Origin of the sequence: Streptomyces tremellae (assembly GCF_039540215.1) — a bacterium.
GTDB classification, from domain to species: Bacteria; Actinomycetota; Actinomycetes; order Streptomycetales; family Streptomycetaceae; genus Streptomyces; species Streptomyces tremellae.
The window spans coordinates 1-25,136 of record NZ_BAABEP010000081.1 but is presented as its reverse complement, the minus strand read 5'-3'; the positions used below and the strand labels follow the sequence as shown (position 1 = coordinate 25,136).

The following is a 25,136-nucleotide window of genomic DNA, read 5'->3' as shown; positions in this document are numbered from 1 at the left end:
TGAAACGTTTCCTCAGCAGGCAGCGACACCAGCGCCGCCACCGCCTCACGCCAGTCGTCGAGCCCCGGGTCCCCGCAGCCGAGCGCGCGCCCCGCCAGCTCCTCGTGCCCGGTCCGCACCCCCAGCGCCCCTTCGAGCACCGTCACCACCGCCGCGTGCCCCGTCCCCGCGGCCCGGCCCGCCACCGGCACCCCGTCCCGCAGCAGCTCCACCGCCACCGTCTCCGCGCCGTCCGCCACCGTCCGCCGCACGACCGTCTCGAAGCCGTCCCCGTACGCGGCGGCCAGCTCCTCCCGCAACTCCCGCTCCACGTCGAGGCCCAGCCGGCCCCGCGCCTCGGCGAGCGCCGCCTCGCGCCCGCCGCGGCCCGCGGCGCCCGCGCCGTACCGAGCAGCGCCCGCACCGCGCGCGCCGAACCCCGCCGCGCCGCGAGCACCAGCGGCAACTCCCCTCCGGGACCCGGCAGATCCGGGTCCGCGCCCCCTTCGAGCAGCGCGTCGAGGGTGTCGCCGAACCCCTGCACCGCGGCCCACGCCACCGCCGTGAAGCCGTACGCCTCCCGCCCGTCCGGGTCCGCGCCCGCCGCGAGCAGCGCCCGCACCACCTCCGTGTGGCCGCCGCTCGCCGCCCCGCACAACGGCAGGTCGCCGCCGCCCTCGCCGCACGCGGCCCGCGGATCCGCGCCCGCCGCGAGCAGCAGCCGCACCGCCGAGGGCCGGTCGGCGACCGCCGCCGCGTACAGGGCGGTGTGCCCCTCGCCGTCCACCGCCGCCACCGCGCCCGCCGCGTCGGCGCGCACCAGCCCCACCAGGACGTCGTCGGCGCCCCCGTACACCGCCGCGAACAGTTCCTCGCGCATCTCGCCGTCTCAGGATCCCGTGGCCGCCCCGGGACCTCCCCGGAGCCTCACGTGTCGCACTCCAGCACCGTGCGGCACAGCCCGCACCGTGCCCTGACCCGCCCGCGCACCGGCACCCGGATCCGCTGGTGACACGTCGGGCAAGCGAACGCCACCCGCGGCCCGTCCCCGAGCGCCTCGAACGCGTACGGAGCCGCCGGGTCGCCCGGCGCCCCCGGGTGGTCGAGCGCGTACCTGCGCTCCCGCACGTACCGGTGCCTGCCCGCACGTCCCGCCGTCGTCAGCGGCGGCTGCCGCTCGTCGCGCAGCGCACGCGCCGCGCCCCGCGTGTACGCCTCGTACCCCTGCGGGCTGGTGAACCAGATCCGCGGGTCCTCCCCGAACACCGCCGCGCGCTTCGCCAGCACGTACCCGAACTCCTCTGGCGTCAGATAGCCGAGCTTCTGGCTGGAGTCCCGGTCCTCCCGGTACGCGTCGAGCAGCAGCCAGCCCGCGCCCAGATACGTCGTCACCGTGTCCGTCAGGATCTCGTTCGCCCGCGTCCCGGGGAACGACAGGCCGAGCCGGTGCAGCAGCACATGCGTGATCTCGTGCGCCAGCGCCGCCCCGATGTCCCGCCTGTGCCTGCGGAACCGGTCGTTCAGCTCCACGAAGTACTCGGGCCCCGCCGTCAGCTCCACGCTCGCCGCGTGTGTCATCTCCCGGAAGCTCACGATCACCCGCGCGTCCGGCAGCCCCAGCTGCGCCACCAGAGCGCGCGCCACCCGCTGCGTGCCCAGGTGCAGGTCGTCCGCGTCGGCGAACGCCACGTCCGCCGGGGCCACGCTCGCCGCGTGGGCGAGGACGCCGTCCGGCGTCAGCCGCCGGTACAGCGCGGTGATGGCCTCCCGCGCCGTGTCGAGATGCGGGAACCCGTGCACCACGCCGGCGCCACTGCCGTTCGTCACGCCCTACCCCCTACGCCCGCCGTGTGCGGGCCATCCCGGTCCATGTCCCCCGGAGGCGGCCAGCCGCCCCCACTCTACGGCGCCGCCCCGCCCGCGCCGCCGACCGCCACCCCGCCCCGGGACCGCACGCGCGCACCCCCCGCACGCCACCGGGCGGGAAACGCGGCCGTACGCCGCAGGACCGACCCCGAACGCCACCGGGCCGGACACGCGGCGCCGTGCGCCAGGACACGCACCCGCACACCACGCCGCACGAGCCCGCGCGCGCCTCGTGACCGTACGCCCCGCGCACCCTCCGTCACCGCCCGCAGCGCCCGGCAGCGGAGCGCGGAACCGTACTGCGCGGCCCGCCCGACATCGGGCAGCATGGGCCCATGTCCGTACTGACGCGCGACGAAGCGCGAACCCGAGCACAGCTGATCGACGTCCACCGGTACGCCGTCGCCCTCGACGTCACCACCGGCAGCGAGACCTTCGACTCCCGCACCGTCATCCACTTCACCGCGCGTGCGGCCGGGGACACCTTCGTCGAGCTCAAGCCCGCCACCCTGCGCGCCCTCACCCTCGACGGCCGACCCCTCGACCCCGCGGCGCTCACCGGCGACCGCTACCCCCTCACCGCGCTCACGCCGGGCGAACACGAGCTGCGCGTCGACGCGGACATGCACTACTCCCGCACCGGCGAGGGCATGCACCGCTTCACCGACCCCACCGACGGTGAGACCTACCTCTACACCCAGCTGTTCATGGACGACGTGCAGCGCGTCTTCGCCGCCTTCGACCAGCCCGACCTCAAGGCCGTCTTCGACGTCGCCGTCACCGCCCCCGAGAACTGGACCGTCCTCGGCAACGGCATCGCCACCCACACCGGCGGCGGCCACTGGACCCTCGCCACCACCCCCCTCATCTCCACCTACCTCGTCGCCGTCGCCGCAGGCCCCTGGCACTCCGTGCGCACCGAGCACGCAGGCATCCCCTTCGGCATCCACTGCCGCCGCTCCCTCGCCCCCCACCTCGGCGAGGACGCCGACGAGATCCTCTCCCTCACCCGCGCCTGCTTCGACCGCTACCACGAGAAGTTCACGGAGCCCTACCCCTTCGACTCCTACGACCAGGCGTTCGTCCCCGAGTTCAACGCCGGCGCCATGGAGAACCCCGGACTCGTCACCTTCCGCGACGAGTACATCTACCGCTCCGCCGTCACCGACACCGAACGCCAGAGCCGCGGCATGGTCATCGCCCACGAGATGGCCCACATGTGGTTCGGCGACCTCGTCACCCTCGCCTGGTGGGACGACATCTGGCTCAACGAGTCCTTCGCCGAGTACATGGGCTACCAGACCCTCTCCGAAGCCACCCGCTTCACCGACACCTGGGTCGACTTCGCCGTCGGCCGCAAACCGTGGGGCTACGACTCCGACCAGCGCCCCAGCACCCACCCCGTCGCCCCCGAGCCCGGCGCCGTGCCCGACACCGCCTCCGCCCTGCTCAACTTCGACGGCATCTCCTACGCCAAGGGCGCCTCCGCCCTGCGCCAACTCGTCGCCTGGCTCGGCGAGAAGGACTTCCTCGCCGGGGTCAACCGGCACATCTCCCGCCACAAGTACGGCAACGCCACCCTCGCCGACTTCGTCGACTCCCTCGCCGCCGCAACCGACCGCGACGTCCACGCCTGGGCCGCCGCCTGGCTGCGCACCACCGGCGTCGACACGCTCACCCCCCGCACCACCGCGACCGCGACCGACTGGACCCTCACCGCCGCCCACCGCGGCAACCGCCCCCACCGCATCGCCGTCGCCGCCTACGACCACGACATCGTCGACGCCGGGCGCCTCGTCGCACGCGACCGCTTCGAGACCGACGTCCCCGCCGACGGCGACAGCGCCCCCACCACCCTCCCGGGCCGCCGCCCCGCGCTCCTCGTGCTCAACGACGGCGACCTCAGCTACACCAAGATCCGCCTCGACCCCGCGTCCTGGGACACCGCGCTCACCTCGCTCTCCGCCGTGCCCGACCCCCTCACCCGCGCCGTGGTGTGGAACGCCGCACGCGACATGGTCCGCGACGGCGAACTCGTCCCCGACGTCTACCTCGACGCCGCGAGGAACCACCTCCCGCACGAGACCGACCTCGCCGTCGTCCAGGGCGTACTCGCCTTCGCCTGCGGCCAGATCGCCGACAGCTACACCCTCCCCGAGAAGCGCCACGCCGCCCTCGCCACCCTCACCGCGCTCTGCCGCGACCTCATCCGCCGCACCGAGGACGGCAACAACCCAGGACTGCGGCTCACCGCCGTACGCCACTTCATCGACGTCGCCACCCAACCCGACGGAATCCAGGACTGGTTCGACAGCGGACACGTCCCCGGCGGCCCCGAACTCGACCGCGAACTGCGCTGGCGCGTCCTGACCCGCCTCGCCGTCCTCGGCGCCGCCACCGAGAAGGACATCGCGGCCGAACTCGCCCGCGACCCCAGCGCAGGCGGCCACGAAGGCGCCGCACGCTGCCGCGCCGCGCTGCCCGACCCCGAGGCCAAGGAAGCCGCCTGGGCCCGCCTCTTCGACGGCGACGACCTGTCCAACTACCTCTTCACCGCCACCGCGCAGGGCTTCTGGCAACCCGAACAGGCCGACCTCCTCACCGACTTCGTCCCCCGCTACTTCCCCGCCGCCGTCGCGCTCGCCGCCCGCAGGGGCCCCGCCATCGCCGCGGCCGCCGGCCGCCACGCCTTCCCCGCCCACGCCGTCGACGAGAACACACTGCGGCTCGGCGCCGCGTGCCTCGACGACGACGGCGTGCTCCCCGCCCTGCGCCGCAAACTCGTCGACCAACTCGACGACCTGCGCCGCGCCCTGCGCGTCAGGGAGGCGAGCACCGGCTGACCCGCCGGGGCCGCGGCAGCCCGCCGCGGCCCCGGGCCCGGCCGGGCAGGCCGTACCGCACGGCCCCGCCCACGCACTCCCGCACCCCGCCACCCCCGGGCCGTGGCGGCGCCCGCCCCGCCGGCGCGCGCGCCACCACCCGCACCGGGCACCGTCCCCGGCCCGCCACGCGGAGCCGTACAAAACCCGCCAGGGCAATACCCCATCCGGGTGCCGGTCGTTGGGCACGGTGACGCCGACCACGCAGAAGGACCAGGATGACCACCCCGCCGCACCCCCCGACCCCCGGCAGCTCCCTGCCGCCGCTCGCGGGCGGCACCCACGGCCCCGACGCGCTGCGCCCCCTCGTCGCCACCGTCCTCGACGCCCTCGCCTCCGGCGCCGCGGAACGCCGCGGCAGACCCCTGCCCGCCGGCGGCCCCGAGGCCACCGCCGCCCACGTGCTGGCCGCCGCCACCCCCGTCCTGCCCGAACACGGCGCCGGCGCCGGCGAAGCCCTCACCGCCCTCGTCCACAGCATGGCCGCGGGCGCCGCCGACCCCGGGCACCCGCTGTGCGCCGCCCACCTGCACACCCCGCCCCTCGCCGTCGCCGTCGCCGCCGACCTCGCGGCCTCCGCACTCAACCAGTCCCTCGACTCCTGGGACCAGGCCCCGGCCGCCGCCGCCCTCGAAGCCCTCGTCACCCGCGCCCTCGCCGCCGAGGTCTACCGCGCCGCCACCCCCGGCCACGCGCCCTCCCCCGACGCCCTCGTCACCACCGGCGGCACCGAGTCCAACCAACTCGCCCTCCTCCTCGCCCGCGAGGCACACGCCCGCACCGGCGGCGGCGTCCAGGTCGTCACCGGAGAACACACCCACCACTCCGTCACCCGCGCCGCCTGGCTCCTCGGCCTCCCCGAACCCGTCACCGTCCCCGCGCCCGGCGGCACCCTCGACCTCGCCGCGCTCGACGACGCCCTCACCACCCTGCGCGGCCCCCTCCTCGTCGCCGCCACCGCGGGCACCACCGACACCGGCGCCATCGACCCCCTGCCCGCCATCGCCGACCTCTGCGCCCGGCACGGCGCGCGGTTCCACGTCGACGCCGCCTACGGCGCGCCGCTCCTGTTCAGCCCCCGCAGGGCCCACCTGCTCGACGGGCTGGCCCGCGCCCACACCGTCACCCTCGACCTGCACAAACTCGGCTGGCAGCCGGTCGCGGCCGGACTCCTCGCCGTCCCCGACACCACCCTGCTCGCCCCCCTCGAACACACCGCCGACTACCTCAACGCCGACGACGACACCGAAGCGGGCCTCCCCGACCTCCTCGGCCGCTCCCTGCGCACCACCCGGCGCCCCGACATCCTCAAGATCGCCGTCACCCTGCGCGCCCTCGGCCGCACAGGACTCGGCGCACTCGTCGACCACCTCTGCGACAGCGCACAGGAGTTGGCCGAGGCCATAGCCAAACACCCGCGGCTCGAACTGTACGAGACACCCACCCTCACCACCGTGCTGTTCCGGCCCACGGGCCCCGGCGACACCCCCCTGCCCGACACCACCGTCGCCGCCGTCCGCCGCACCCTGCTGACCGAGGGCGCCGCCGTGCTCGGCCGCGCCCGCGCAGGCGGCAGGCTCTGGCTCAAGACCACCCTCCTCAACCCCCACACCACCCCCGACGACCTCGGCGCGCTCCTCACCCGTGTGGAGCGCCTCGCCGACACCCTCGTGGAAGGCAGCACCCCCCGATGACCGGCACCACCCCGCCACCGCGCCACACCCCCGCCACCCCGGGACCCGCCGGGGGCCCGCGGGACGAACCGGTGACCCCGCGCCCCGCCGCCGGGACACGGCACAACACATCGCACTCCGCGCCGCAGAACACACCACCCGCCACCCCCACCGCGGCCCAGCGGGACACACCCCACACCACCCGCACCGCCCCGGCCCAGCGGGACACACCATCCGGCGCGCCCGCGGGGGAGCGGCCCAAGGACCTCGTCGGCATCGGCATCGGCCCCTTCAACCTCTCGCTCGCCGCCCTCGCCGACGGCGTACCCGGCCGCATCGAGACCGCCTTCTACGAGCAGAACCCCGCCTTCACCTGGCACCCCGGCCTCCTCATCGAGGGCGCCACCCTCCAAGTCCCCTTCCTCGCCGACCTCGTCACCCTCGCCCAGCCCGCCAGCCCCTGGTCCTTCCTCAGCTACCTGCGCTCCGTCGACCGCCTCTACCCCTTCTACTTCTCCGAGCGCTTCCACATCGACCGCGCCGAATACGACGCCTACTGCCGCTGGGTCAGCGCCCACCTGCCAGGACTGCACTTCGGACACCAGGTCGACGCTGTCCGCTGGAACACCGAACGCGCCCTGTTCGAAGTCGACTTCACCCAACTCGACGCCGAAGGCGAAGCCGAGGCCCTCGGCCGCGCGTACACCCGCAACATCGCCCTCGGTATCGGCACCGCACCCCACATCCCCGAACCGCTCAGCCCGCTCGCCGGCGACCCCGCGGTCCCCGTCATCCACTCATCCGACTACCTCCGCCACCGCGACCGGCTGCTGCGCGCAGGACACGTCACCGTCATCGGCTCCGGCCAGTCGGGCGCCGAGGTCTTCCTCGACCTGCTGCGCGCCCGCCCCGCCGGCGCGGAACGCCTCCACTGGCTCACCCGCACCGAGGCGTTCGCCCCCATGGAGTACTCCAAGCTCGGCCTCGAACACTTCACCCCCGACTACACCCACTACTTCCACCAGCTGCCCGAACACACCAGGGACGGCCTCGTACCCCGGCAGTGGCAACTGCACAAGGGCATCGACCACGACACCCTCGCCGCCATCCACGACGAGCTCTACCGCCGCACCCTGAACGGCGGCTGGCCCGACGCCACCCTCACCCCCGGCGTCCGCGTCCGCACCGCGGGACGCGTCGCGACCACCCGGGTCGAACTCCACCTCGAACACCTCCAGCAGCGCAGCCGCACCCGCCTCACCACCGACGCCGTCGTCCTCGCCACCGGCTACCGCGAACGCCCCGCCGACCGGCTGCTCGCCGGACTCGACGCCCACATCCGCCGCGACTCCGCCGGGCGCCCCCGCATCGACGGCGACCACCGCATGGTCCTCGCCCCGGCCGTCAGCGGCTCCGTCTACGTCCAGAACGCCGGCGCCCACGCCCACGGCGTCGGCAGTCCCGACCTCGGGCTCGCCGCCTGGCGCAGCGCCACCATCCTCAACCACCTCACTGGGGGCCCCGCCTACCCGCAGCCCCGCCGCACCGCCTTCACCACCTTCGGGCTCGACGACCCGGCACGGCACCGCGGGGAGCCCGCACCCCTCCGCCTCGTCCCCCTCGTCGAACCCGCATGACGTGACCTGACCCACAGCCACCGGCCCGCCGCGAGGGCCGGGTGCCGAGTGTTCAGCGGGTGTTGGGGCCGCCGTGACGGACCGTTTCCCCACCCCCGGTTCGATCACGGCATGACCCGTGCGCACCGGAACGCAGCCCCCCGCCCCCACCGTTACCTCCGGCTCGGCGTCGTCACCGCGGCCGCCGCGCTCGCCGCCGCCTGGGCCCAACCCGCCCCCGCGGCCGAGCCCGCCAAGCCCACCGTCCAGATCAAGCTGCTGCTCGACCCCGCCCAGGTCCTCACCGCGGACGGCACCCCGCTCGCCGGGGCCGGCAGCGCACTCCGCCTTGGCGCGGCCTCCGGAACCGAGGCCGCCGAGTACCTCGACTCCGACAGCCGCCAACTGCACGACCAGGGCTGGAGCGTCCGCGTACGCCACGACGACACCGACGACCAGGTCAAGGAGACCTACAAGAAGCGGTACGACATCGCCGGCGACGGCACCGACGCGAACGCCCTCGCCGACGCCCTCGACCGGGCCGCGGACGACTCCTTCGACGCCGGCGAGGACGACTACGACGCCCAGGTCGACCTCAGCTACGACAAGGCCACCCTCGACTTCTCCGACGGCAAGAAGGCCGACGCGGACGGCCTCGGCAGCGGACAACTCCCCAGCCCCGCCGACGCCCGCGACGACGTCGTCCACGACCTGCCGGGCAAGCTCGACGACCTCGGCGCCAAAAACTTCGCCAAGGACGTCCTCGCCGGCGCCCACATCTACGGCCCCGTCGTCCAGACCGACTACCCGGCCACCGTCGCGGGCCACACCGCCGAACTCCAGGTCACACCGATGCGCGGCACGCCCGCCGACAGCCCGTACTGGGTCGAGCTCAGCGCGGACGCCACCACCCTGGCCCAGGCCGTCGCCCTCCGCGGCGACCTGGAGGACGCACTCGACGCGCACGGCTGGCTGCTGCCGGAGAACGCCTTCAAGACCGAGCAGATCCTCGCCTCCTACTGAGCGCCACGGAAAGTGACGAAAGGCCCTCCGAGACGCTCATCGGAGCGGCCTTCCGCACACTTCGGTACCTGACAACAAGGCTTCACGCAAAGGTTGTTGAGCAGCCACGCGGGTCCAAGTCCCTACCGCCGGGTAAGGTTTACGCTCGGTGTATGCGCCGAGCGAAAATCGTCTGTACCCTGGGCCCCGCGACCGACTCGTACGACCAGATCAAAGCCCTGGTCGACGCCGGAATGGACATCGCGCGCCTCAACCTCAGCCACGGCACCCACGCCGACCACGAGGACCGCCTCCAGCGCGTACGCAAGGCCGCCGAAGAAGCCGGCCGCAGCGTCGGAATCCTCGCCGACCTCCAAGGTCCGAAGATCCGGCTCGGCCGATTCCGCGAAGGCCCCGTACTGCTCGAACGCGGCGACACCTTCACCATCACCGTCGACCCCCACGAAGGCGACGGCACCACCTGCTCCACCACCCACCAAGGACTCGCCACCGACGTCACAGCCGGTGAACGCATCCTCGTCGACGACGGCAAGGTCGCCCTGGAGGTCACCGCAGTCGAAGGGCCCCGCGTCCACACCACCGTCCTCGAAGGCGGCATGGTCTCCGACCACAAGGGCCTCAACCTCCCCGGCGTCGCCGTCTCCGTCCCCGCGCTCTCCGACAAGGACGCCGACGACCTCCGCTGGGCCCTGCGCGCCGGGGCGGACACCATCGCGCTCTCCTTCGTACGGGACGCCCACGACATCGCCCCCGTCCACCGCATCATGGCCGAGGAAGGCGTACGGCGACCCGTCATCGCCAAGATCGAGAAACCCCAGGCCGTCGAGAACATCGACGCCGTCGTCGCCGCCTTCGACGGCATCATGGTCGCCCGCGGCGACCTCGGCGTGGAGATGCCCCTCGAAGAGGTCCCCGTCGTCCAGAAGCGCGCCATCACGCTCGGCAGGCGCAACGCGAAACCCGTCATCGTCGCCACGCAGATGCTGGAATCGATGATCCAGAACTCCCGGCCCACCCGCGCCGAGGCCTCCGACGTCGCGAACGCCGTCATCGACGGCACCGACGCCGTCATGCTGTCCGCCGAGACCAGCGTCGGCGCCCACCCCGTAGAGGCCGTCCGCACCATGGCGCGCATCGTCGAGGCCGCGGAGGAGACCGTACTCGCCAAGGGCCTCCCGCCCCTCACCGAGCGCACCAAGCCCCGCACCCAGGGCGGCGCCGTCGCCCGCGCCGCCGCCGAGATGGGCGACTTCCTCGGCGCCGACTTCCTCGTCGCCTTCACCCAGTCGGGAGACACTGCCAAGCGGCTCGCACGCTACCGCTCGCCCATCCCGCTCCTCGTCTTCACCCCCGACCCCGCGACCCAGGCCGAACTCACCCTCGTCTGGGGCGTCGAGACCTTCCTCGGCCCGCGGGTCGAGACCACCGACGCGATGGTCGCCCAGGTCGACGAGATGCTCCTCAGGCTCGGCCGCTGCCGCCGCGGCGACACCGTCGTGATCACCGCGGGCAGCCCGCCCGGCGTCCCCGGCACCACCAACCTCGTCCGCGTCCACCACGTCGGCGAGGACGACAGTCCGCGCTAGCGCTTCGCCCCCACGTGGGCGTCCATCAGCGCGACGGCGTCCCGTCGCGCGACGGAAATGTTCTGCACGTCACGCCGCTGGTGGCAGGACTTCCAGGCGACGCCCACGCGGTCGAGGGCCTCGGTGTAGAGCGTGCGGATGTCGGCGGAGCGGTTCGTGAAGAAGTACCGCGGATACTCGTACCGCTTCCGGACGCCGCCGATGACCCTCTCGGTCCAGTTGGTCACCCGGCACCCGTCGGAGTGCACGAGCCCCCGGACGAAGTCCCACGGATACGCGTCCGTGACCGCCTGCTGCCACTCCTCAAGGGCGATCCGCCGCTCGTGCTTCCTGCCGGGGCCGTGCTGGGGGAAGAGGCAGGGCAGGTGCTTCGAGTAGACCTTGATGTTGACGCACCCGCGCTGCCGCACCCGGCAGGTGGCGTTGTCCGGCAGCACCGCGTGCATCGCGGCCTCGCACAGGTCCTGGAGGCCGGGCCAGTCATTTCCGCAGGTGATCATCAGGCTGGGGGACCTGTGCTTCGCGTAGTGGCTGATGTGCCCGTCGCCGAGGTAGAGGCCGAGGAGATAGGCGTACGCGGCCTCGTCCAGAGCGCGGCGGTCGCAGCGCGGGCAGGGTGCGCCGCCGCCCCTGCCCGGACACTCCCCGCGTCTGGCGCGGTCCCGGTGCAGCCAGTAGCCGACGGTGCCGCGGGGCACCCCGAGGTGGCGCGCTACCTCGACGTTCGTGGTGCCGCCGTACAGCATTGCCAGGGCCTTGTCTCGTACAGCTGTTCCGTGGGTGTTCATGTGAACACTCTGAGTGGCGCAGGTTGCGTTGAACAGCGAAAAAGCGGATGTTCACGAGAACGTGGACATCCGCTTCCTTGGTACCGGGTGCGGGATTCGAACCCGCAAGCCCTTTCGGGCAGAAGTGTTTGAGACTTCCGTGTATACCCTTCCACCAACCCGGCCCGACTGGTCAGCAGTGTACCGGGTGACATCTCGGCACCGCAGCTAGGTAGGCTCATGGAGAGCACCGCCCCGCCGTGAATCGAGGAGCCCCGTGACCACCCCCGACTCGCCACAGCCCGTCGAGGACGACGACAAGGCCCATGTCCCGCCGCTGACGACGCGTGTCGTCATCGCGGAGGACGAGGCACTGATCCGTCTCGACCTCAAGGAGATGCTCGAAGAGGAGGGCTACTCCGTCGTCGGCGAGGCCGGGGACGGGGAGCGCGCCGTGGAGCTGGCCCGGGAGCACCGGCCCGACCTGGTGATCCTCGATGTGAAGATGCCCGTGCTCGACGGGATCTCCGCGGCGGAGCGCATCGCCGCGGAGTCGATCGCGCCGGTGCTGATGCTGACGGCGTTCTCGCAGCGCGACCTGGTGGAGCGGGCGCGGGACGCCGGGGCGATGGCGTATCTGGTGAAGCCGTTCAGCAAGTCGGACGTGGTGCCGGCGATCGAGATGGCGGTGTCGCGCTTCACCGAGCTGCGGGAGCTGGAGAAGGAGGTCGCGGATCTCACCCAGCGGCTGGAGACGCGGAAGCTGGTGGACCGCGCGAAGTCCATTCTCCAGACGCAGTACGGACTGACCGAGCCCGCGGCGTTCCGGTGGATCCAGAAGACGTCGATGGATCGGCGCCTTTCGATGCAGCAGGTCGCCGAGGCGGTCATCCAGGACGCCGAGGAGAAGAAGGCGAAGTAGCCCGTCCGCGCGGTGCGGCGGGTGCGGCGAGGCCCGCTCCGGACGTGGTTCCGGGGCGGGCCTCTTCGTGTGCGGTGCCGGTGGCGGGCCGGTGTCCGCTCAGTCCTCGCCGAGGTAGGCCTTGCGGACGGACTCGTCGTGGAGGAGGTCCTGTCCGGTGCCGGACAGGACGATGTTGCCGATCTCCATGACGTGTCCCTGGTCGGCGAGGGAGAGCGCGGCCTGGGCGTTCTGCTCGACGAGCAGGATGGTGGTGCCGCGCGACTTGAGTTCGGCGATGGTCGCCATGATCTTCTGCATCATGATGGGGCTGAGGCCCATGGAGGGCTCGTCCAGCATGAGCAGCTTGGGCTGGGACATCAGGGCGCGTCCCATGGCGAGCATCTGCTGTTCGCCGCCTGAGAGGGTGCCTGCGGCCTGTTTGCGGCGTTCGCCCAGGATGGGGAAGAGGTCGTAGGACCGCTGGACGTCCTTCTCGATGCCTGCCCTGTCGGTGCGGAGGAACGCGCCGAGGAGGAGGTTCTCCGCGATGGTGAGGCGGGGGAAGATGTGCCGGCCCTCGGGGGAGTGGGCGAGGCCGAGCGCGACGATCTTGTGGGCGGGTACGCCGTTGAGGGGCTTCCCGTCGAACGTGATGCGTCCCGTGGACGGCTTGAGGAGCCCGGAGAGGGTGCGCAGGGTGGTGGTCTTGCCGGCGCCGTTGGTGCCGATGAGGGTGACGACCTGGCCGGCCTCGACGGAGAAGCTGATGCCCTTGACGGCTTCGATCTTGCCGTAGGCGACCTTGAGGTCTTCGACTTCGAGGAGTGCGGTCATCGGTCGTCTCCGTCCGGTGTGTCGTGCGCGGCGGGGGCGGCGGTGTCGTCGGTGCTGGTGGTGTCGGTGGTGCTTCGGGTGCTGTCGGTGGCGGTGTCCGCCGGGTCTGCGGGGTCTTTCGCGGGGGCTTCCTCGTAGGGCGTGCCGAGGTAGGCGGCGACGACGCGTTCGTCGGCCTGGACGACCTCGGGGGTGCCTTCGACGAGCTTCTCGCCCTGGACGAGGCAGGCGACGCGGTCGCAGAGGTTGAAGATGAACCGCATGTCGTGCTCGATGACGAGGACGGCGATGCCCTGGTCGCGGATGGCGAAGACGAGTTCCTCGGTGGCGCGGGTCTCCTGCGGGTTCATGCCCGCGGTGGGTTCGTCGAGGAGGAGGAGCCCGGGGTCGCTGGCGAGGGCGCGGGCGATTTCGAGCTTGCGCTGCTCGCCGTAGGGGAGGTTGCGCGCGAGGTGGTCCGCCTTGTCCTGGAGGCCGGTGAACTCCAGGAGTTCCATGGCGCGTTCGCGGGAGGCGGCCTCTGCCTTGCGGAAGCCGGGGCCGCGCAGGATCGCGGACCAGAGTCCTTCCTTGGTCCGGGTGTGGCGTCCGATGAGGACGTTCTCCAGGACGGTCATGTTGGCGAAGAGGCGGATGTTCTGGAAGGTGCGGGCGATGCCTGCCTTGGTGACGAGGTGGGGCTTGGGCGGCAGGACGGTGCCCTTGTAGGTGACGCGTCCTTCGGTGGGGACGTAGAGCCCGGTGAGGCAGTTGAAGAAGGTGGTCTTGCCTGCGCCGTTGGGGCCGATGAGGCCGACGATCTCGCCGCTGTCGACGGTGAGGCCGACGGAGCGCACGGCGGTGAGGCCGCCGAAGCGCATGGTGACGTCGGTGGCGTTCAGCACGGTGGTGGCGGCGGGCGCGCCGGTGGCGGTGGCGGTGGTGCTCATGGTCGTTATGCCTCCGCCTTGGTGACACCGACGGTGCCCGCGGGGAGCCCGTCTTCGGGGACGTCGAGTTGGCCGGTCTCGTGGAATTCGAGCTGGCGGCGCCGGTTGGGGATGATGCCTTCGGGGCGGAAGCGCATCAGGAGGATGAGCGCGATGCCGAAGGCGAGGAGTTCGTAGTTCTGGAGGAAGCCGAGCTTCTCGGGGATGAGGTAGAGGAGTACGGCTCCGAGGATGGGGCCGCCGACGGTGCCCATGCCGCCGAGGACGACGGCGGCGAGGAGGAACGCGGAGTTGGGCGGGGCGGCGCCGGCGAACTGGTACGGGGTGGGTACGACGCTGTAGGTGACGTGGGCGCTGACGGTGCCGGCGAGTCCCGCGAGGGTGGCGCCGAGTGCGAAGGCGATGAGCTTGACGCGGAAGCCGTTGATGCCCATGGCGGTGGCGGCGGTCTCGTCCTCGCGGATGGCGACCCAGGAGCGGCCGATGCGGCTGTCCGCGGCGCGTTTGAAGACGAACACCACGATCGCGGTGAACAGCAGCATGAGGAAGAAGTAGTTGGCGAAGCGGCCGATGGTGAAGCCGCCGAGGTCGTGCGCGTTCCCGAAGTTGAAGCCGAAGAGGTTGAGGTCGGGGATGTTGGAGATGCCGTTGGGTCCGTTGGTGACGTCGGGGCCTGAGCTGCCGTCGAGGTTGTTGACGGCGATGCGGAAGATCTCTCCGAATCCGAGGGTGACGATGGCGAGGTAGTCGCCGCGGAGGCGGAGGGTGGGTGCGCCGATGAGGACGCCGAAGACGAGGGAGGCGGCCATGCCGGTGAGGACGGCGGCCCAGAACGGGAACTGGATGTGGATGCTGGAGTACTGGCTGCCGGAGACGAGGGCGGCGGCGTAGGCGCCGACGCCGAGGAAGGCGACGTAGCCGAGGTCGAGGAGGCCGGTGAGGCCGACGACGATGTTGAGGCCGAGGGCGACGGTGCCGAAGATCAGGATGTTGACGCCGAGGTTGGCGTTGTGGTCGTCGCTCTGGGTGAAGGGGAAGGCCACGGCGGCGAGGAAGGCCATGCCGGTGGCGAATCCCTTGTGGCGGCCGTTGAGTTCGGAGAACCGCTCGAAGAGTCCTGCGGCGTTGAGGGCCCAGGCGGCGAAGATGACGAGGAGGGCGAAGCCGATGAAGGTTTCGCTGTCGTCGTCGTCGATGCCGATGCCGTAGCTGAAGGCGACGAGGGCGAGGGCGGCGCAGAGGGTGATGATGACGCGCTGGGCCCAGGGGGCGGGCAGCGCGGCGCGCGGGATGTGGTCGGCCTTGGTGAAGTACGCCTTGACGTTGGTGCCCTCGTGGGGGAGTCCGAGGGCTCCGAGGACGGCGATCAGGCCGGCGGCGGCGGCGACGTAGGCGCCGGGGTCGAGGTTGACGAGGCCGCCGAGGTCGATGGCGATGGCGAGGGCGCTGAACCAGGTGACGACGAACGCGGCGAGAGCGGCGAGGAAGACCGGGTTGGCGGAGCGGGCCGGGTTGAGCCAGCCGAGGCCGCGGATGTGGCGGCGGCCGAGTCCGAACAGAAGGGTGAGGGCTCCGGCGACGAGGGCGATGATCTGGAGGCCCGCGGGGTATCCGTAGACGGTGAGGTCGCCGGGGAAGTCGCTGGTCCAGGTCCAGGACATGAAGGCGGAGACGATGGTGCCGAGTCCGCCGGCGAGGACGAGTGCCTCCGCGGCCCGCTCGGGCAGGGGGAGGGCGCCGGGGCCCTGGCTGCCGGTCTCGGGTGCCGGGGTGTGCTGTGCTGCTGTGGTGGTGGTCATGGTGGTCACGCCCTGTCCGCGACGCGCTCGCCGAGCAGCCCTTGGGGCCTCAGCAGGAGTACGAGGATGAGGAGGATGAACGCCCAGACGGATGCCCATGCCTGGCCGCCGAACTGCTCCATGCCGGGGATGTCGGAGATGTAGGCGGTGGCCATGGCCTCGGCGAGGCCGAGGACGACGCCGCCGAGCATGGCGCCGTAGATGTTGCCGATGCCGCCGAGCACGGCGGCGGTGAAGGCCTTGAGGCCGGCCTGGAAGCCCATGGAGTAGTCGACGTTGCCGTACTTGAATCCGTAGGAGATGCCGGCGACGGCGGCGAAGAGGCCGCCGATGGCGAAGGCGACCACGATGATGCGGTCGGTGTTGATGCCCATGAGGCGCGCGGTGTCGGGGTCCTGGGCGGTGGCCTGCATGGCGCGGCCGGTGCGGGAGGTCCTGACGAAGAAGGCGAGCCCGGTCATGCAGACGACGCCGGCGGCGATGAGGAAGACGTCACCGCTCTGGATGTTGATGGAGCCAAGGTGGTAGGGGCCGAAGGGGAGTTGGGGGAAGGGCCGGTTGGACTTGGCGTCGGGGTAGAGGTTGAAGACGATCTGCTGGAGCGCCAGGGAGAGGCCGATGGCGGTGATGAGCGGTGCGAGCCGTGGTGCACCGCGCAGGGGCCGGTAGGCGAAGCGTTCGGCGCCGACGGCGATGAGGACGGCGACGAGGGCCCCGCCGACGAGCATGAGGGGGACGGCTATCCACATGGATGTGCCGTGGGGGAGCCAGAGCCAGACGGTGAGTGCGCCGAAGCCTCCGGTCATGAATATCTCGCCGTGGGCGAAGTTGATGAGCTGGACGATGCCGTACACCATCGTGTAGCCGATGGCGATCAGCCCGTACATCGAGCCGAGGAACAGCCCGTTGGCCAGCTGCTGCGGCAGGGTGTTCACCGCATGGCCTCCATGTGTTTCAGGTGTGGTGTGTGCGGGCGGGGGCCCGGCGCGGCCCGCTGCTCGGGGCGCGCCGAGTTCCGGTGCGCCCGGTGCCGCTGTGCTGCGGTACCGGGCGCACGGTGGGGCTGTATGTGGTGTGTTCGGCGTGGCGCCGGGTGCCCCGTGGGGGCCGGTCAGCCGTTGAAGGTGCCGCTCTTGACGGCCTTCCACTTGCCGTTGGTGACCTGGTAGACGGTCAGCTGCTTGTTGGCGGTGTCGCCGTACTGGTCGAACTTGACGGGGCCCGCGATGCCCTGGAAGTCGCTGTCCTGGACGGCGGTGATGAGCTGCTGGCGGGCGTCGGAGGGCAGCTTGCCGTCCTTGGCGATCTTGCCGACGGCGTTGATGATCGCGCTGGCCGCGTCGAAGGAGTAGCCGCCATAGGTGCTGTAGTCGCCGGGGTACTTCTTGGACTTGTAGGTGGCGATGAAGTCCTTGGCGGCGGGCTCGGTGTCGAGGGGCGCGCCGACGGAGGTGGCGAGGTCGCCCTCGGACTCCTTGCCCGCGGTCTTGATGTAGGTGTCGGAGAACATGCCGTCGCCGCCCATGAGCGGGATCTTGGCGCCGACGTCCTTGAGCTGCTTGGTGATCAGCTGGGACTCGTCGTACTGGCCGCCGTAGTAGAGGATGTCGGCGCCGGAGTTCTTGATCTTGGTGACGAGGGTGGAGAAGTCCTTGTCGCCGGTGTTGACGTGGTCCTCGCCGACGACCTTCCCGCCGTCCTTGAGGAAGTTCTGCTTGAACAGCTTCGCCAGGCCGGAGCCGTAGGTCTGCTTGTCGTCGACGACGAAGGCCTTCTTCTTCTTGAGGTTCTCGCTGGCGTACTGGGCCGCGAAGCCGCCCTGGAGGGCGTCGGTGGTGGCGGTGCGGAAGTACGTCTTGAAGGGGCGGACCTTCTTGCCGGTCTGCCAGTTCTTGCCCTGGGTGAGCTCGGGCGCCGTGTTGGCGGGCGAGATCTCGACCATGTTGGCGCTGTCGAAGACCTGCTGCATGTTGGTCGCGACACCGGAGTTGAGCGGTCCCACGGTGGCGATGACGGTCTTGTCGGCGACGAGCTGGGTGGCGTTCTGCTGGCCGGTGGCGGGCAGTGCCTTGTCGTCGAGCGCCTTGACCTTGAAGGTGACGCCGGGCACGGTCTTCTTGGCGTTGGCCTGGTCGGCGGCGATCTGCACGCCGTACTGGAGGCCGAGGCCCGTGGCGGAGTTCTGCCCGGTGAGGGGCGCGTCGACGCCGATGGTGACGGTGGTGTTGCCGCCGGAGCCGCTCGATCCGCTGCCGGAGTCCTTGCTGTCGCGCGACCCGCAGGCGGTGAGGGTGAGTGCTCCGGTGGTGAGCACCGCGGTGAGTATGAGTGTGGAACGCTGTCGCACGGTAGATCCTCTCCCTGGCCCGGCCGCCTCAGACGAGGTGGCCGGATGTCTCGCCGGGTCGTACGGGGTGGCACCGGGTCTCGAAATGAACGCGCCCGGCGGCGCGGTAACTGGGCGTGACTCTAGGCGAGATGGGACACCTCGGGCGCCCAGCGGACCGATGCTGTGACTTTCTTGTTATGACCCGGCGGAGACGGCGGGGGCACAGTGTGGGCAGATCGGGTGTTTCCGTACAGCGACTCTGTGTTCACATCCTGAGAACGCCCAGTTCCGCTAAGGGGCTTGGGCCGATCATGCTGCTGTCGCCCGCAGGGGGAGCGCGGTGGGCGGTGGTGTCGGTGGCGGAGGGGCGCTCCCGTGGTTCGGTGGGGTTCCGTATGTCGCTCCTGTAACGCAGTGTTACGTCCAGGAAAGGTATTCGGACATCGGGCGGCACGGCGGCGCAGTCTGCCCGGTGATCGTCAACGCCGCGTCGCACGGGTGCCGTTCGGCCACGGTGAAGGGTGCGGCGGGACTGCTGCGGATGGCGGGTCCTGTGAAGGGGCGGCGTACGTCCCGCGCGGTGGCCGAGGGGGGCGGGGCGGCGGTGCCGTGCAGAGTGGGTGTGGCGGTGTGTTTTCCGGGCCGGGTGGGGGCGGTGAGGCCGCGGTGGTCGGCGGCGCGGATCTGTCCCGGCCTCCGCGTCTCGTCGGAACGTGCTGGTCGGTGCGGGGGTGCGGACAGCGGCCAGCCCGCCGGGCAGGAGCACGCGGGCGGTGCCGCGGCCCTGCGGTGGCGCAGGGGGCGTGTGCCACCGGCGGCGTCGCACGGGGCGGTGGGGTCCGCGGTGGTGCGCGGTGTGCCGCCCGGGTGCGGAACTGATCCCTCCGGCTCGGGCCCCCGGCCTGTCGCGGCGCCGGAAGCGGGCCCGACGCCGCGCGCCGCGGGCCCGCTTCCGCCGCCGTGACAGGCCGGGTCCCGGTGGGGCGTGGTCGCCCTGGAGAACCGCATGCGGTCACCTTCGGTGACACAACAGGCGGCGCCGGAGCGGAAGATGATCCGCTCCGGCGCCCAAGGGCGTGTCGCGCCTACTGCTTGGGCGCGGGGGCGTCCCGCAGCAGGCAGGTGAGGCGCGCGGTGCACACGCGCCTGCCCTCCTCGTCGCTGATGACGATCTCGTGCGTGGTGGTCGACCGCCCGCGGTGCACCGGGGTCGCGACCCCGGTCACGGTGCCGGAGGAGAGCCCCCTGTGGTGCGTGCAGTTGAGGTCGACGCCGACCGCGATCTTGCCACTGCGGCCGTGCAGCATGGCGCCCACGGAGCCGAGGGTCTCGGCGAGTACCGCGGACGCGCCGCCGTGCAGCAGCCCGTACGGCTGCGTGTTGCCCTCGACGGGCATGGTGCCGACGACGCGGTCCGCGGACGCCTCCGTGATCTCGATGCCCATCCGGACGCCGAGGTGGCCCGCGGAGAACAGCGCGGGCAGGTCGGTGCCGAGCGCCGCGTACTCGTCGACGATGTCCTGCGGCAGCTTCGGTCCCGGCGTGCCGGACGGCTCGTCCGTCCTGCCGGTCTCGTACGTGTCGGCCATGGGCCCGGCTCCGATCCTGTGCGTGGTGTGTGGCTCCCCCCTACTTACCAGACGTGCCGCCCGCGGTCCGCGCCGCGGACTCGAACCGCACGACCACGGACTTGCTCGCGGGTGTGTTGCTGGTGTCGGCGGTGGAGCCCAGCGGGACCAGCACGTTCGTCTCCGGGTAGTACGCGGCGGCGCAGCCGCGGGCCGTGGGGTAGTGGACGACGCGGAAGTGCGGGGCGCGGCGGTCCACGCCGTCCTTCCACTCGCTGACGAGGTCGGTGTACGCGCCGTCCGCGAGGCCGAGTTCGCGCGCGTCCTCGGGGTTGACCAGCACGACGCGGCGGCCGTCCGTGATGCCGCGGTAGCGGTCGTCGAGGCCGTAGATCGTGGTGTTGTACTGGTCGTGGGAGCGCAGGGTCTGCAACAGCAGCCGTCCGGGCGGCACCTCGGGAACCTCCACGGGCGCCGCGGTGAAGTTGGCCTTGCCGGTGGCGGTGGGGAAGCGGCGTTCGTCGCGCGGCGCGTGCGGCAGCGCGAAGCCGTTCGGGTCGGCGACCCGCCGGTTGAAGTCCTCGAAGCCGGGGACGACCCGGGCGATGCGGTCGCGGATCGCCGCGTAGTCCCGCTCGAACTCCTCCCACGGGGTGCGGGACGCCGCGCCGAGGACGGCACGCGCCGTCCGGGCGACGATGGCGGGCTCGGACAGCAGGTGCGGGGAGGCGGGCGGCAGGTTGCCCCGGGAGGCGTGGACCATCCCCATGGAGTCCTCCACCGTCACCACCTGCCGGACGCCTGCCTGCACGTCGCGGTCGGTGCGGCCGAGTGTCGGCAGGATCAGGGCGCGGGCGCCGGTCACGGCGTGGGAGCGGTTGAGCTTGGTGGAGACGTGCACGGTGAGGCGGGTGGTGCGCATGGCCGCCTCGGTGACGTCGGTGTCGGGGGTGGCCGCCACGAAGTTGCCGCCCATCGCGAAGAAGACCTTGGCGGCGCCGTCGCGCATCGCCTCGATGGCCCGTACGACGTCGTAACCGTGGTGGCGCGGCGAGGTGATGGAGAACTCGCGGTCGAGGGCGTCGAGGAACTCGGGGGCGGGCCGCTCGAAGATGCCCATGGTGCGGTCGCCCTGCACGTTGGAGTGGCCGCGCACCGGGCAGACCCCGGCACCGGGGCGGCCGATGTTGCCGCGCAGCAGCAGGAAGTTGACGACTTCCCTGATGGTCGGCACGGAGTGCTTGTGCTGGGTGAGGCCCATGGCCCAGCAGACGATGGTGCGCTTCGAGGCGAGCACCAGGTCGAGCGCCTGCTCGATCGCCTCGCGGGTGAGGCCGGTGGCGGCGAGCGTCTCGTCCCAGCCGGCGTCGCGCGCGACCTTCGCGAAGTCGTCGAAGCCGTGGGTGTGCTCGTCCACGAACTCCTGGTCGACGGCGCCCGGGGTCTCCAGGATCAGCTTGTTGAGCAGCCGGAACAGGGCCTGGTCGCCGCCGATCCTGATCTGGAGGAACAGGTCGGTGAGGGCGGCGCCCCTGAGGGCGCCCTTCGCGGTCTGCGGGTTCTTGAACCGTTCGAGTCCCGCTTCCGGCAGCGGGTTGACGGAGATGATCTTCGCGCCCGCGGCCTTCGCCTTCTCCAGGGCGGAGAGCATCCTCGGGTGGTTGGTACCGGGGTTCTGGCCCGCCACCACGATGAGGTCGGCGCGGTGCAGGTCCTCCAGGGAGACGCTGCCCTTGCCGACGCCGATGGTCTCCGTGAGCGCGGAACCCGACGACTCGTGGCACATGTTGGAGCAGTCGGGCAGGTTGTTCGTGCCGAACTCGCGGGCGAACAGCTGCAGCAGGAACGCCGTCTCGTTGCTCGTGCGGCCCGAGGTGTAGAAGAGGGCCTCGTCGGGGGAGGCGAGGGCGCGCAGCTCCTCCGCGATGATCTCGAAGGCGCGTTCCCAGGAGACCGGCCGGTAGTGGCCGTCCGCCTGCGGGTCCTCGCCCCGCTCCAACAGCACGGGCTCGGTGATGCGGCCCTGCTGCCCCAGCCAGTAGCCGCTGCGGGTGGCCAGGTCGGACAGCGGGTGCGCGGCGAAGAACTCCGGCGTCACCCGGCGCACGGTCGCCTCCTCGGCGACCGCCTTGGCGCCGTTCTCGCAGAACTCGGCGATGTGCCGGTGCTCGCCCTCGGGCCAGGCGCAGCCCGGGCAGTCGAAGCCGTTCTTCTGGTTGACCTTGAGGAGCGTACGGGCGGTGCGGGCCGCGCCCATCTGCCGCTGCGCGATCTGGAGGCTGTGGCGTACGGCGGGGATGCCGGCGGCTGCGTGCTTCGGCGGGCTGATCCGCGGCGCGTCCTGGGCAGGGTCCTCCGCGGGGGGCTTGCTGACCATGGTGCTCTCACTCTCTGCCGGGCTCCGGGTGGGGGAACCCGCACCGGACAGGGCCGGATGGCGCGAACTGTCTACAATATTCAATGGTCCCACGGGGTGGGCGCCGGATCCGGCGCCCCGATGTGACGTGGCTCACCGGGGGAGAGCGGCGGCCCCCGCGCCGGGCGGCCGCCGCCCGCGGCGCACCGGCGGCGGTCGGGAATGTCGGTGGGGCGTGGCAGGATCGGACGCGTGGCTGAGACAGCATCGAAGAAGACCCCGCAAGACCGTCCGCGCCTGCTCCTCATGGACGGGCACTCCCTGGCGTACCGGGCGTTCTTCGCGCTGCCCGCGGAGAACTTCACCACCGCGTCGGGGCAGCCGACCAACGCCATCTACGGCTTCGCGTCGATGCTGGCGAACACGCTGCGCGACGAGGCGCCTACGCACTTCGCCGTCGCGTTCGACGTGTCGCGGAAGACCTGGCGCTCCGGGGAGTTCCCCGAGTACAAGGCGAACCGCTCCACGACCCCTGACGAGTTTAAGGGACAGGTCGAGCTCATCGGCGAGCTGCTCGACGCGATGCACGCGGAGCGCTTCGCCGTCGAGGGCTTCGAGGCCGACGACATCATCGCGACGCTCGTCACCCAGGCCGAGGCCGAGGGCTTCGAGGTCCTGATCGTCACCGGCGACCGGGACTCCTTCCAGCTGGTCAGCGACCACACCACGGTGCTCTACCCCACCAAGGGCGTCTCCGAGCTCACCCGCTACACCCCGGAGAAGGTCCACGAGAAGTACGGGCTGACCCCCGCGCAGTACCCCGACTTCGCGGCGCTGCGCGGCGACCCCTCGGACAACCTCCCCGGCATCCCGGGCGTCGGCGAGAAGACCGCCGCCAAGTGGATCAACCAGTTCGGCTCGTTCGCCGGACTGGTCGAGCGCGCCGAGGAGGTGAAGGGCAAGGCCGGGCAGAACTTCCGCGACCACCTCGAATCGGTGAAGCTCAACCGCCGCCTCACCGAGATGGTCAAGGACGTGCCGCTGCCGAAGTCCGTGGCCGACCTGGCCCGCGCCCCGTACGACCGCAGCGCGCTCACGGGCGTGCTGGAAGTGCTGGAGATCCGCAACCCCAGCCTGCGCGAGCGGCTCCTCGCCGTCGACCCCGGCGCGGCCGAGGCGGAGCCGCCCGCGCCCGCCGCGGGCGTCGAGCTCGACGGGTCCTCCCTGTCCACGGGGGAGCTCGCACCCTGGCTCGCCGAGCACGGCGCCGAACCCCTCGGTGTCGCCACGGTCGACACCTGGGCGCTCGGCACGGGCAACATCAGCGAGGTCGCCCTGGCCGCCGCCGGGGGTCCGGCCGCCTGGTTCGACACCACCCAGCTCGACGAGGCCGACGAGCGCGCCTTCGCCGCATGGCTCGGCGACGCCGACCGCCCGAAGGTCCTGCACGGCGCCAAGAACCTCATGCGGGTCGCCCCCGAGCACGGCTGGCACGTCGCCGGCGTCGGCATGGACACCGCGCTCGCCGCCTACCTCGTCAAGCCGGGCCGCCGTTCCTTCGCGCTCGACTCCCTCGCCGTCGAGTACCTGGGCCGCGAGCTGAGCCCGCCGGCCGCCGCGGACGGGCAGCTCGCCTTCGGCACCGACGAGCAGGCGGAGGCCGAGGCGCTGATGGCGCAGGCCCGCGCCGTCCTCGACCTCGGGGACGCGTTCACCGAGCGGCTCGCCGAGGTCGGAGCCGCCGGCCTGCTGACCGAGATCGAGCTGCCCACGTCCGCCATGCTCGCCCGCCTCGAACGACACGGCATCGCCGCCGACCGGGCCCATCTGGAGGCCATGGAGCAGCAGTTCGCCGGGGCGGTGCAGCAGGCCGTGAAGGAGGCGCACGCCGCCGCGGGCCACGAGTTCAACCTCGGCTCGCCCAAACAGCTCCAGGAGGTCCTCTTCGGCGAGCTCGGCCTGCCGAAGACGAAGAAGACCAAGACGGGCTACACCACCGACGCCGACGCCCTCGCCTGGCTCGCCGCGCAGACCGAGCAGGAACTGCCGGTGATCATGCTGCGCCACCGGGAGCAGGCCAAGCTGCGCGTCACGGTCGAGGGCCTGATCAAGACCATCGCCGCCGACGCCCGCATCCACACCACGTTCAACCAGACCGTCGCCGCGACGGGCCGGCTCTCCTCCACCGACCCCAACCTCCAGAACATCCCCGTCCGCACGGACGAGGGCCGCGCCATCCGCCGCGGCTTCGTCGTCGGCGAGGGGTACGAGTCGCTGATGACGGCCGACTACAGCCAGATCGAACTGCGCGTGATGGCCCACCTCTCCGAGGACGAGGGCCTCATCGAGGCGTTCACCTCGGGCGAGGACCTGCACACCACGGTCGCCTCCCAGGTGTTCGACGTCGCCAAGGACGCCGTCGACCCGGAGATGCGGCGCAAGATCAAGGCGATGTCGTACGGACTCGCCTACGGGCTCTCCGCGTTCGGCCTCTCCGGGCAGCTCGGCATCGACGCGGCAGAGGCCCGCGTCCTGATGGAGAACTACTTCGAGCGGTTCGGCGGCGTGCGGGACTACCTGCGGCGCGTCGTTGACGAGGCGCGCGCCACGGGCTACACCGAGACCATGCTCGGCCGCCGCCGCTACCTGCCCGACCTCAACAGCGACAACCGCCAGCGCCGCGAGACCGCCGAGCGCATGGCGCTCAACGCGCCCATCCAGGGCACCGCGGCGGACATCGTCAAGATCGCGATGCTCAACGTCGACCGCGCCCTGACCGAAGAGGGCCTCACCTCCCGGATGCTGCTCCAGGTCCACGACGAGATCGTGCTGGAGATCGCCCCCGGCGAGCGGGCGCGCGTCGAGGAGCTGCTGCGCCGCGAGATGCCCGCGGCGGCCCAGCTGCGCGCCCCGCTCGACGTGTCCATCGGCTCGGGCGCCGACTGGGAGTCCGCGGCGCACTGAGCGGCCACTGGCCGCGCGGCGGGCGTCCCTTCCGGGTGCGCCCGCCGCCCGTACGCCGCCC

At 71.9% G+C, this 25,136-nt stretch carries 17 protein-coding genes and 1 tRNA gene; 7 read left to right on the top strand and 11 right to left on the bottom strand.

From position 1 onward, the window contains the following. Window positions 1–142: 142 nt before the first annotated feature. Both ABEA77_RS31120 and ABEA77_RS31115 read right to left on the bottom strand, forming a co-directional pair. On the bottom strand, window positions 143–859 hold the full coding sequence (locus tag ABEA77_RS31120) for an ankyrin repeat domain-containing protein (protein WP_345655069.1): 717 nt from the start codon (window positions 857–859) through the stop codon (window positions 143–145). Between the two features lie 47 nt (window positions 860–906). Continuing rightward, the gene (locus tag ABEA77_RS31115; protein WP_345655067.1) at window positions 907–1,806 is read right to left on the bottom strand and encodes a hypothetical protein; all 900 of its coding nucleotides are present in this window, start codon (window positions 1,804–1,806) and stop codon (window positions 907–909) included. Window positions 1,807–2,180: 374 nt separating this feature from the next. Between ABEA77_RS31115 and pepN the strand changes: the two genes are divergently transcribed. From pepN to pyk, 5 genes are all read left to right on the top strand, one after another. Beyond that, on the top strand, window positions 2,181–4,688 hold the full coding sequence (gene pepN, locus ABEA77_RS31110) for an aminopeptidase N (RefSeq protein WP_345655065.1): 2,508 nt from the start codon (window positions 2,181–2,183) through the stop codon (window positions 4,686–4,688). Between the two features lie 257 nt (window positions 4,689–4,945). Then, window positions 4,946–6,421 (top strand): pyridoxal phosphate-dependent decarboxylase family protein, encoded by a 1,476-nt coding sequence (locus tag ABEA77_RS31105; protein WP_345655063.1) that lies wholly within the window; start codon window positions 4,946–4,948, stop codon window positions 6,419–6,421. Then, a complete protein-coding gene (locus tag ABEA77_RS31100) occupies window positions 6,418–8,037 on the top strand; it encodes a SidA/IucD/PvdA family monooxygenase (protein ID WP_345655060.1) in 1,620 nt (539 codons plus the stop codon). The genes ABEA77_RS31105 and ABEA77_RS31100 overlap by 4 nt, the downstream gene beginning before the upstream one ends. Before the next feature lie 111 nt (window positions 8,038–8,148). Then, complete coding sequence (locus tag ABEA77_RS31095; RefSeq protein WP_345655059.1) at window positions 8,149–9,039, top strand: hypothetical protein; 891 nt, start codon at window positions 8,149–8,151, stop codon at window positions 9,037–9,039. A 152-nt stretch (window positions 9,040–9,191) separates the two neighbouring features. After that, window positions 9,192–10,625: a pyruvate kinase gene (pyk, locus tag ABEA77_RS31090; protein ID WP_345655057.1), complete on the top strand. Its 1,434-nt coding sequence runs from the start codon at window positions 9,192–9,194 to the stop codon at window positions 10,623–10,625. Here the strand turns inward: pyk and ABEA77_RS31085 are convergent. Both ABEA77_RS31085 and ABEA77_RS31080 read right to left on the bottom strand, forming a co-directional pair. Further along, window positions 10,622–11,413 (bottom strand): helix-turn-helix domain-containing protein, encoded by a 792-nt coding sequence (locus ABEA77_RS31085; RefSeq protein WP_345655054.1) that lies wholly within the window; start codon window positions 11,411–11,413, stop codon window positions 10,622–10,624. The genes pyk and ABEA77_RS31085 overlap by 4 nt on opposite strands. A 78-nt stretch (window positions 11,414–11,491) precedes the next feature. After that, a tRNA-Leu gene (locus ABEA77_RS31080) sits at window positions 11,492–11,577 on the bottom strand. Window positions 11,578–11,669: 92 nt separating this feature from the next. Here ABEA77_RS31080 and ABEA77_RS31075 point away from each other — a divergent pair. Next, window positions 11,670–12,314, top strand: a complete 645-nt coding sequence (locus ABEA77_RS31075; RefSeq protein ID WP_345655052.1) for an ANTAR domain-containing response regulator — start codon at window positions 11,670–11,672, stop codon at window positions 12,312–12,314. A 99-nt stretch (window positions 12,315–12,413) separates the two neighbouring features. Here the strand turns inward: ABEA77_RS31075 and ABEA77_RS31070 are convergent, their stop codons facing one another. The 7 genes from ABEA77_RS31070 to ABEA77_RS31040 form a co-directional block, all read right to left on the bottom strand. After that, a complete protein-coding gene (locus tag ABEA77_RS31070) occupies window positions 12,414–13,130 on the bottom strand; it encodes an ABC transporter ATP-binding protein (protein ID WP_345655050.1) in 717 nt (238 codons plus the stop codon). After that, window positions 13,127–14,059 (bottom strand): ABC transporter ATP-binding protein, encoded by a 933-nt coding sequence (locus tag ABEA77_RS31065; RefSeq protein WP_345655048.1) that lies wholly within the window; start codon window positions 14,057–14,059, stop codon window positions 13,127–13,129. The genes ABEA77_RS31070 and ABEA77_RS31065 overlap by 4 nt, the downstream gene beginning before the upstream one ends. Window positions 14,060–14,064: 5 nt before the next feature. Next, window positions 14,065–15,858 (bottom strand): branched-chain amino acid ABC transporter permease, encoded by a 1,794-nt coding sequence (locus ABEA77_RS31060; RefSeq protein WP_345655071.1) that lies wholly within the window; start codon window positions 15,856–15,858, stop codon window positions 14,065–14,067. Between the two features lie 5 nt (window positions 15,859–15,863). Then, window positions 15,864–16,793: a branched-chain amino acid ABC transporter permease gene (locus tag ABEA77_RS31055; RefSeq protein ID WP_345655045.1), complete on the bottom strand. Its 930-nt coding sequence runs from the start codon at window positions 16,791–16,793 to the stop codon at window positions 15,864–15,866. Between the two features lie 176 nt (window positions 16,794–16,969). After that, window positions 16,970–18,205 (bottom strand): branched-chain amino acid ABC transporter substrate-binding protein, encoded by a 1,236-nt coding sequence (locus ABEA77_RS31050; RefSeq protein WP_345655042.1) that lies wholly within the window; start codon window positions 18,203–18,205, stop codon window positions 16,970–16,972. A 1,067-nt stretch (window positions 18,206–19,272) separates the two neighbouring features. Continuing rightward, window positions 19,273–19,776, bottom strand: a complete 504-nt coding sequence (locus tag ABEA77_RS31045; RefSeq protein ID WP_345655039.1) for a hotdog fold thioesterase — start codon at window positions 19,774–19,776, stop codon at window positions 19,273–19,275. A gap of 40 nt (window positions 19,777–19,816) precedes the next feature. Further along, a complete protein-coding gene (locus tag ABEA77_RS31040) occupies window positions 19,817–22,132 on the bottom strand; it encodes an FdhF/YdeP family oxidoreductase (protein WP_345655036.1) in 2,316 nt (771 codons plus the stop codon). 231 nt (window positions 22,133–22,363) lie between these two features. Between ABEA77_RS31040 and polA the strand changes: the two genes are divergently transcribed. Next, window positions 22,364–25,075 carry a DNA polymerase I gene (polA, locus tag ABEA77_RS31035; RefSeq protein ID WP_345655033.1) on the top strand — a complete coding sequence of 904 codons (2,712 nt, stop codon included), beginning with the start codon at window positions 22,364–22,366 and terminating at the stop codon, window positions 25,073–25,075. Window positions 25,076–25,136 lie beyond the last annotated feature (61 nt).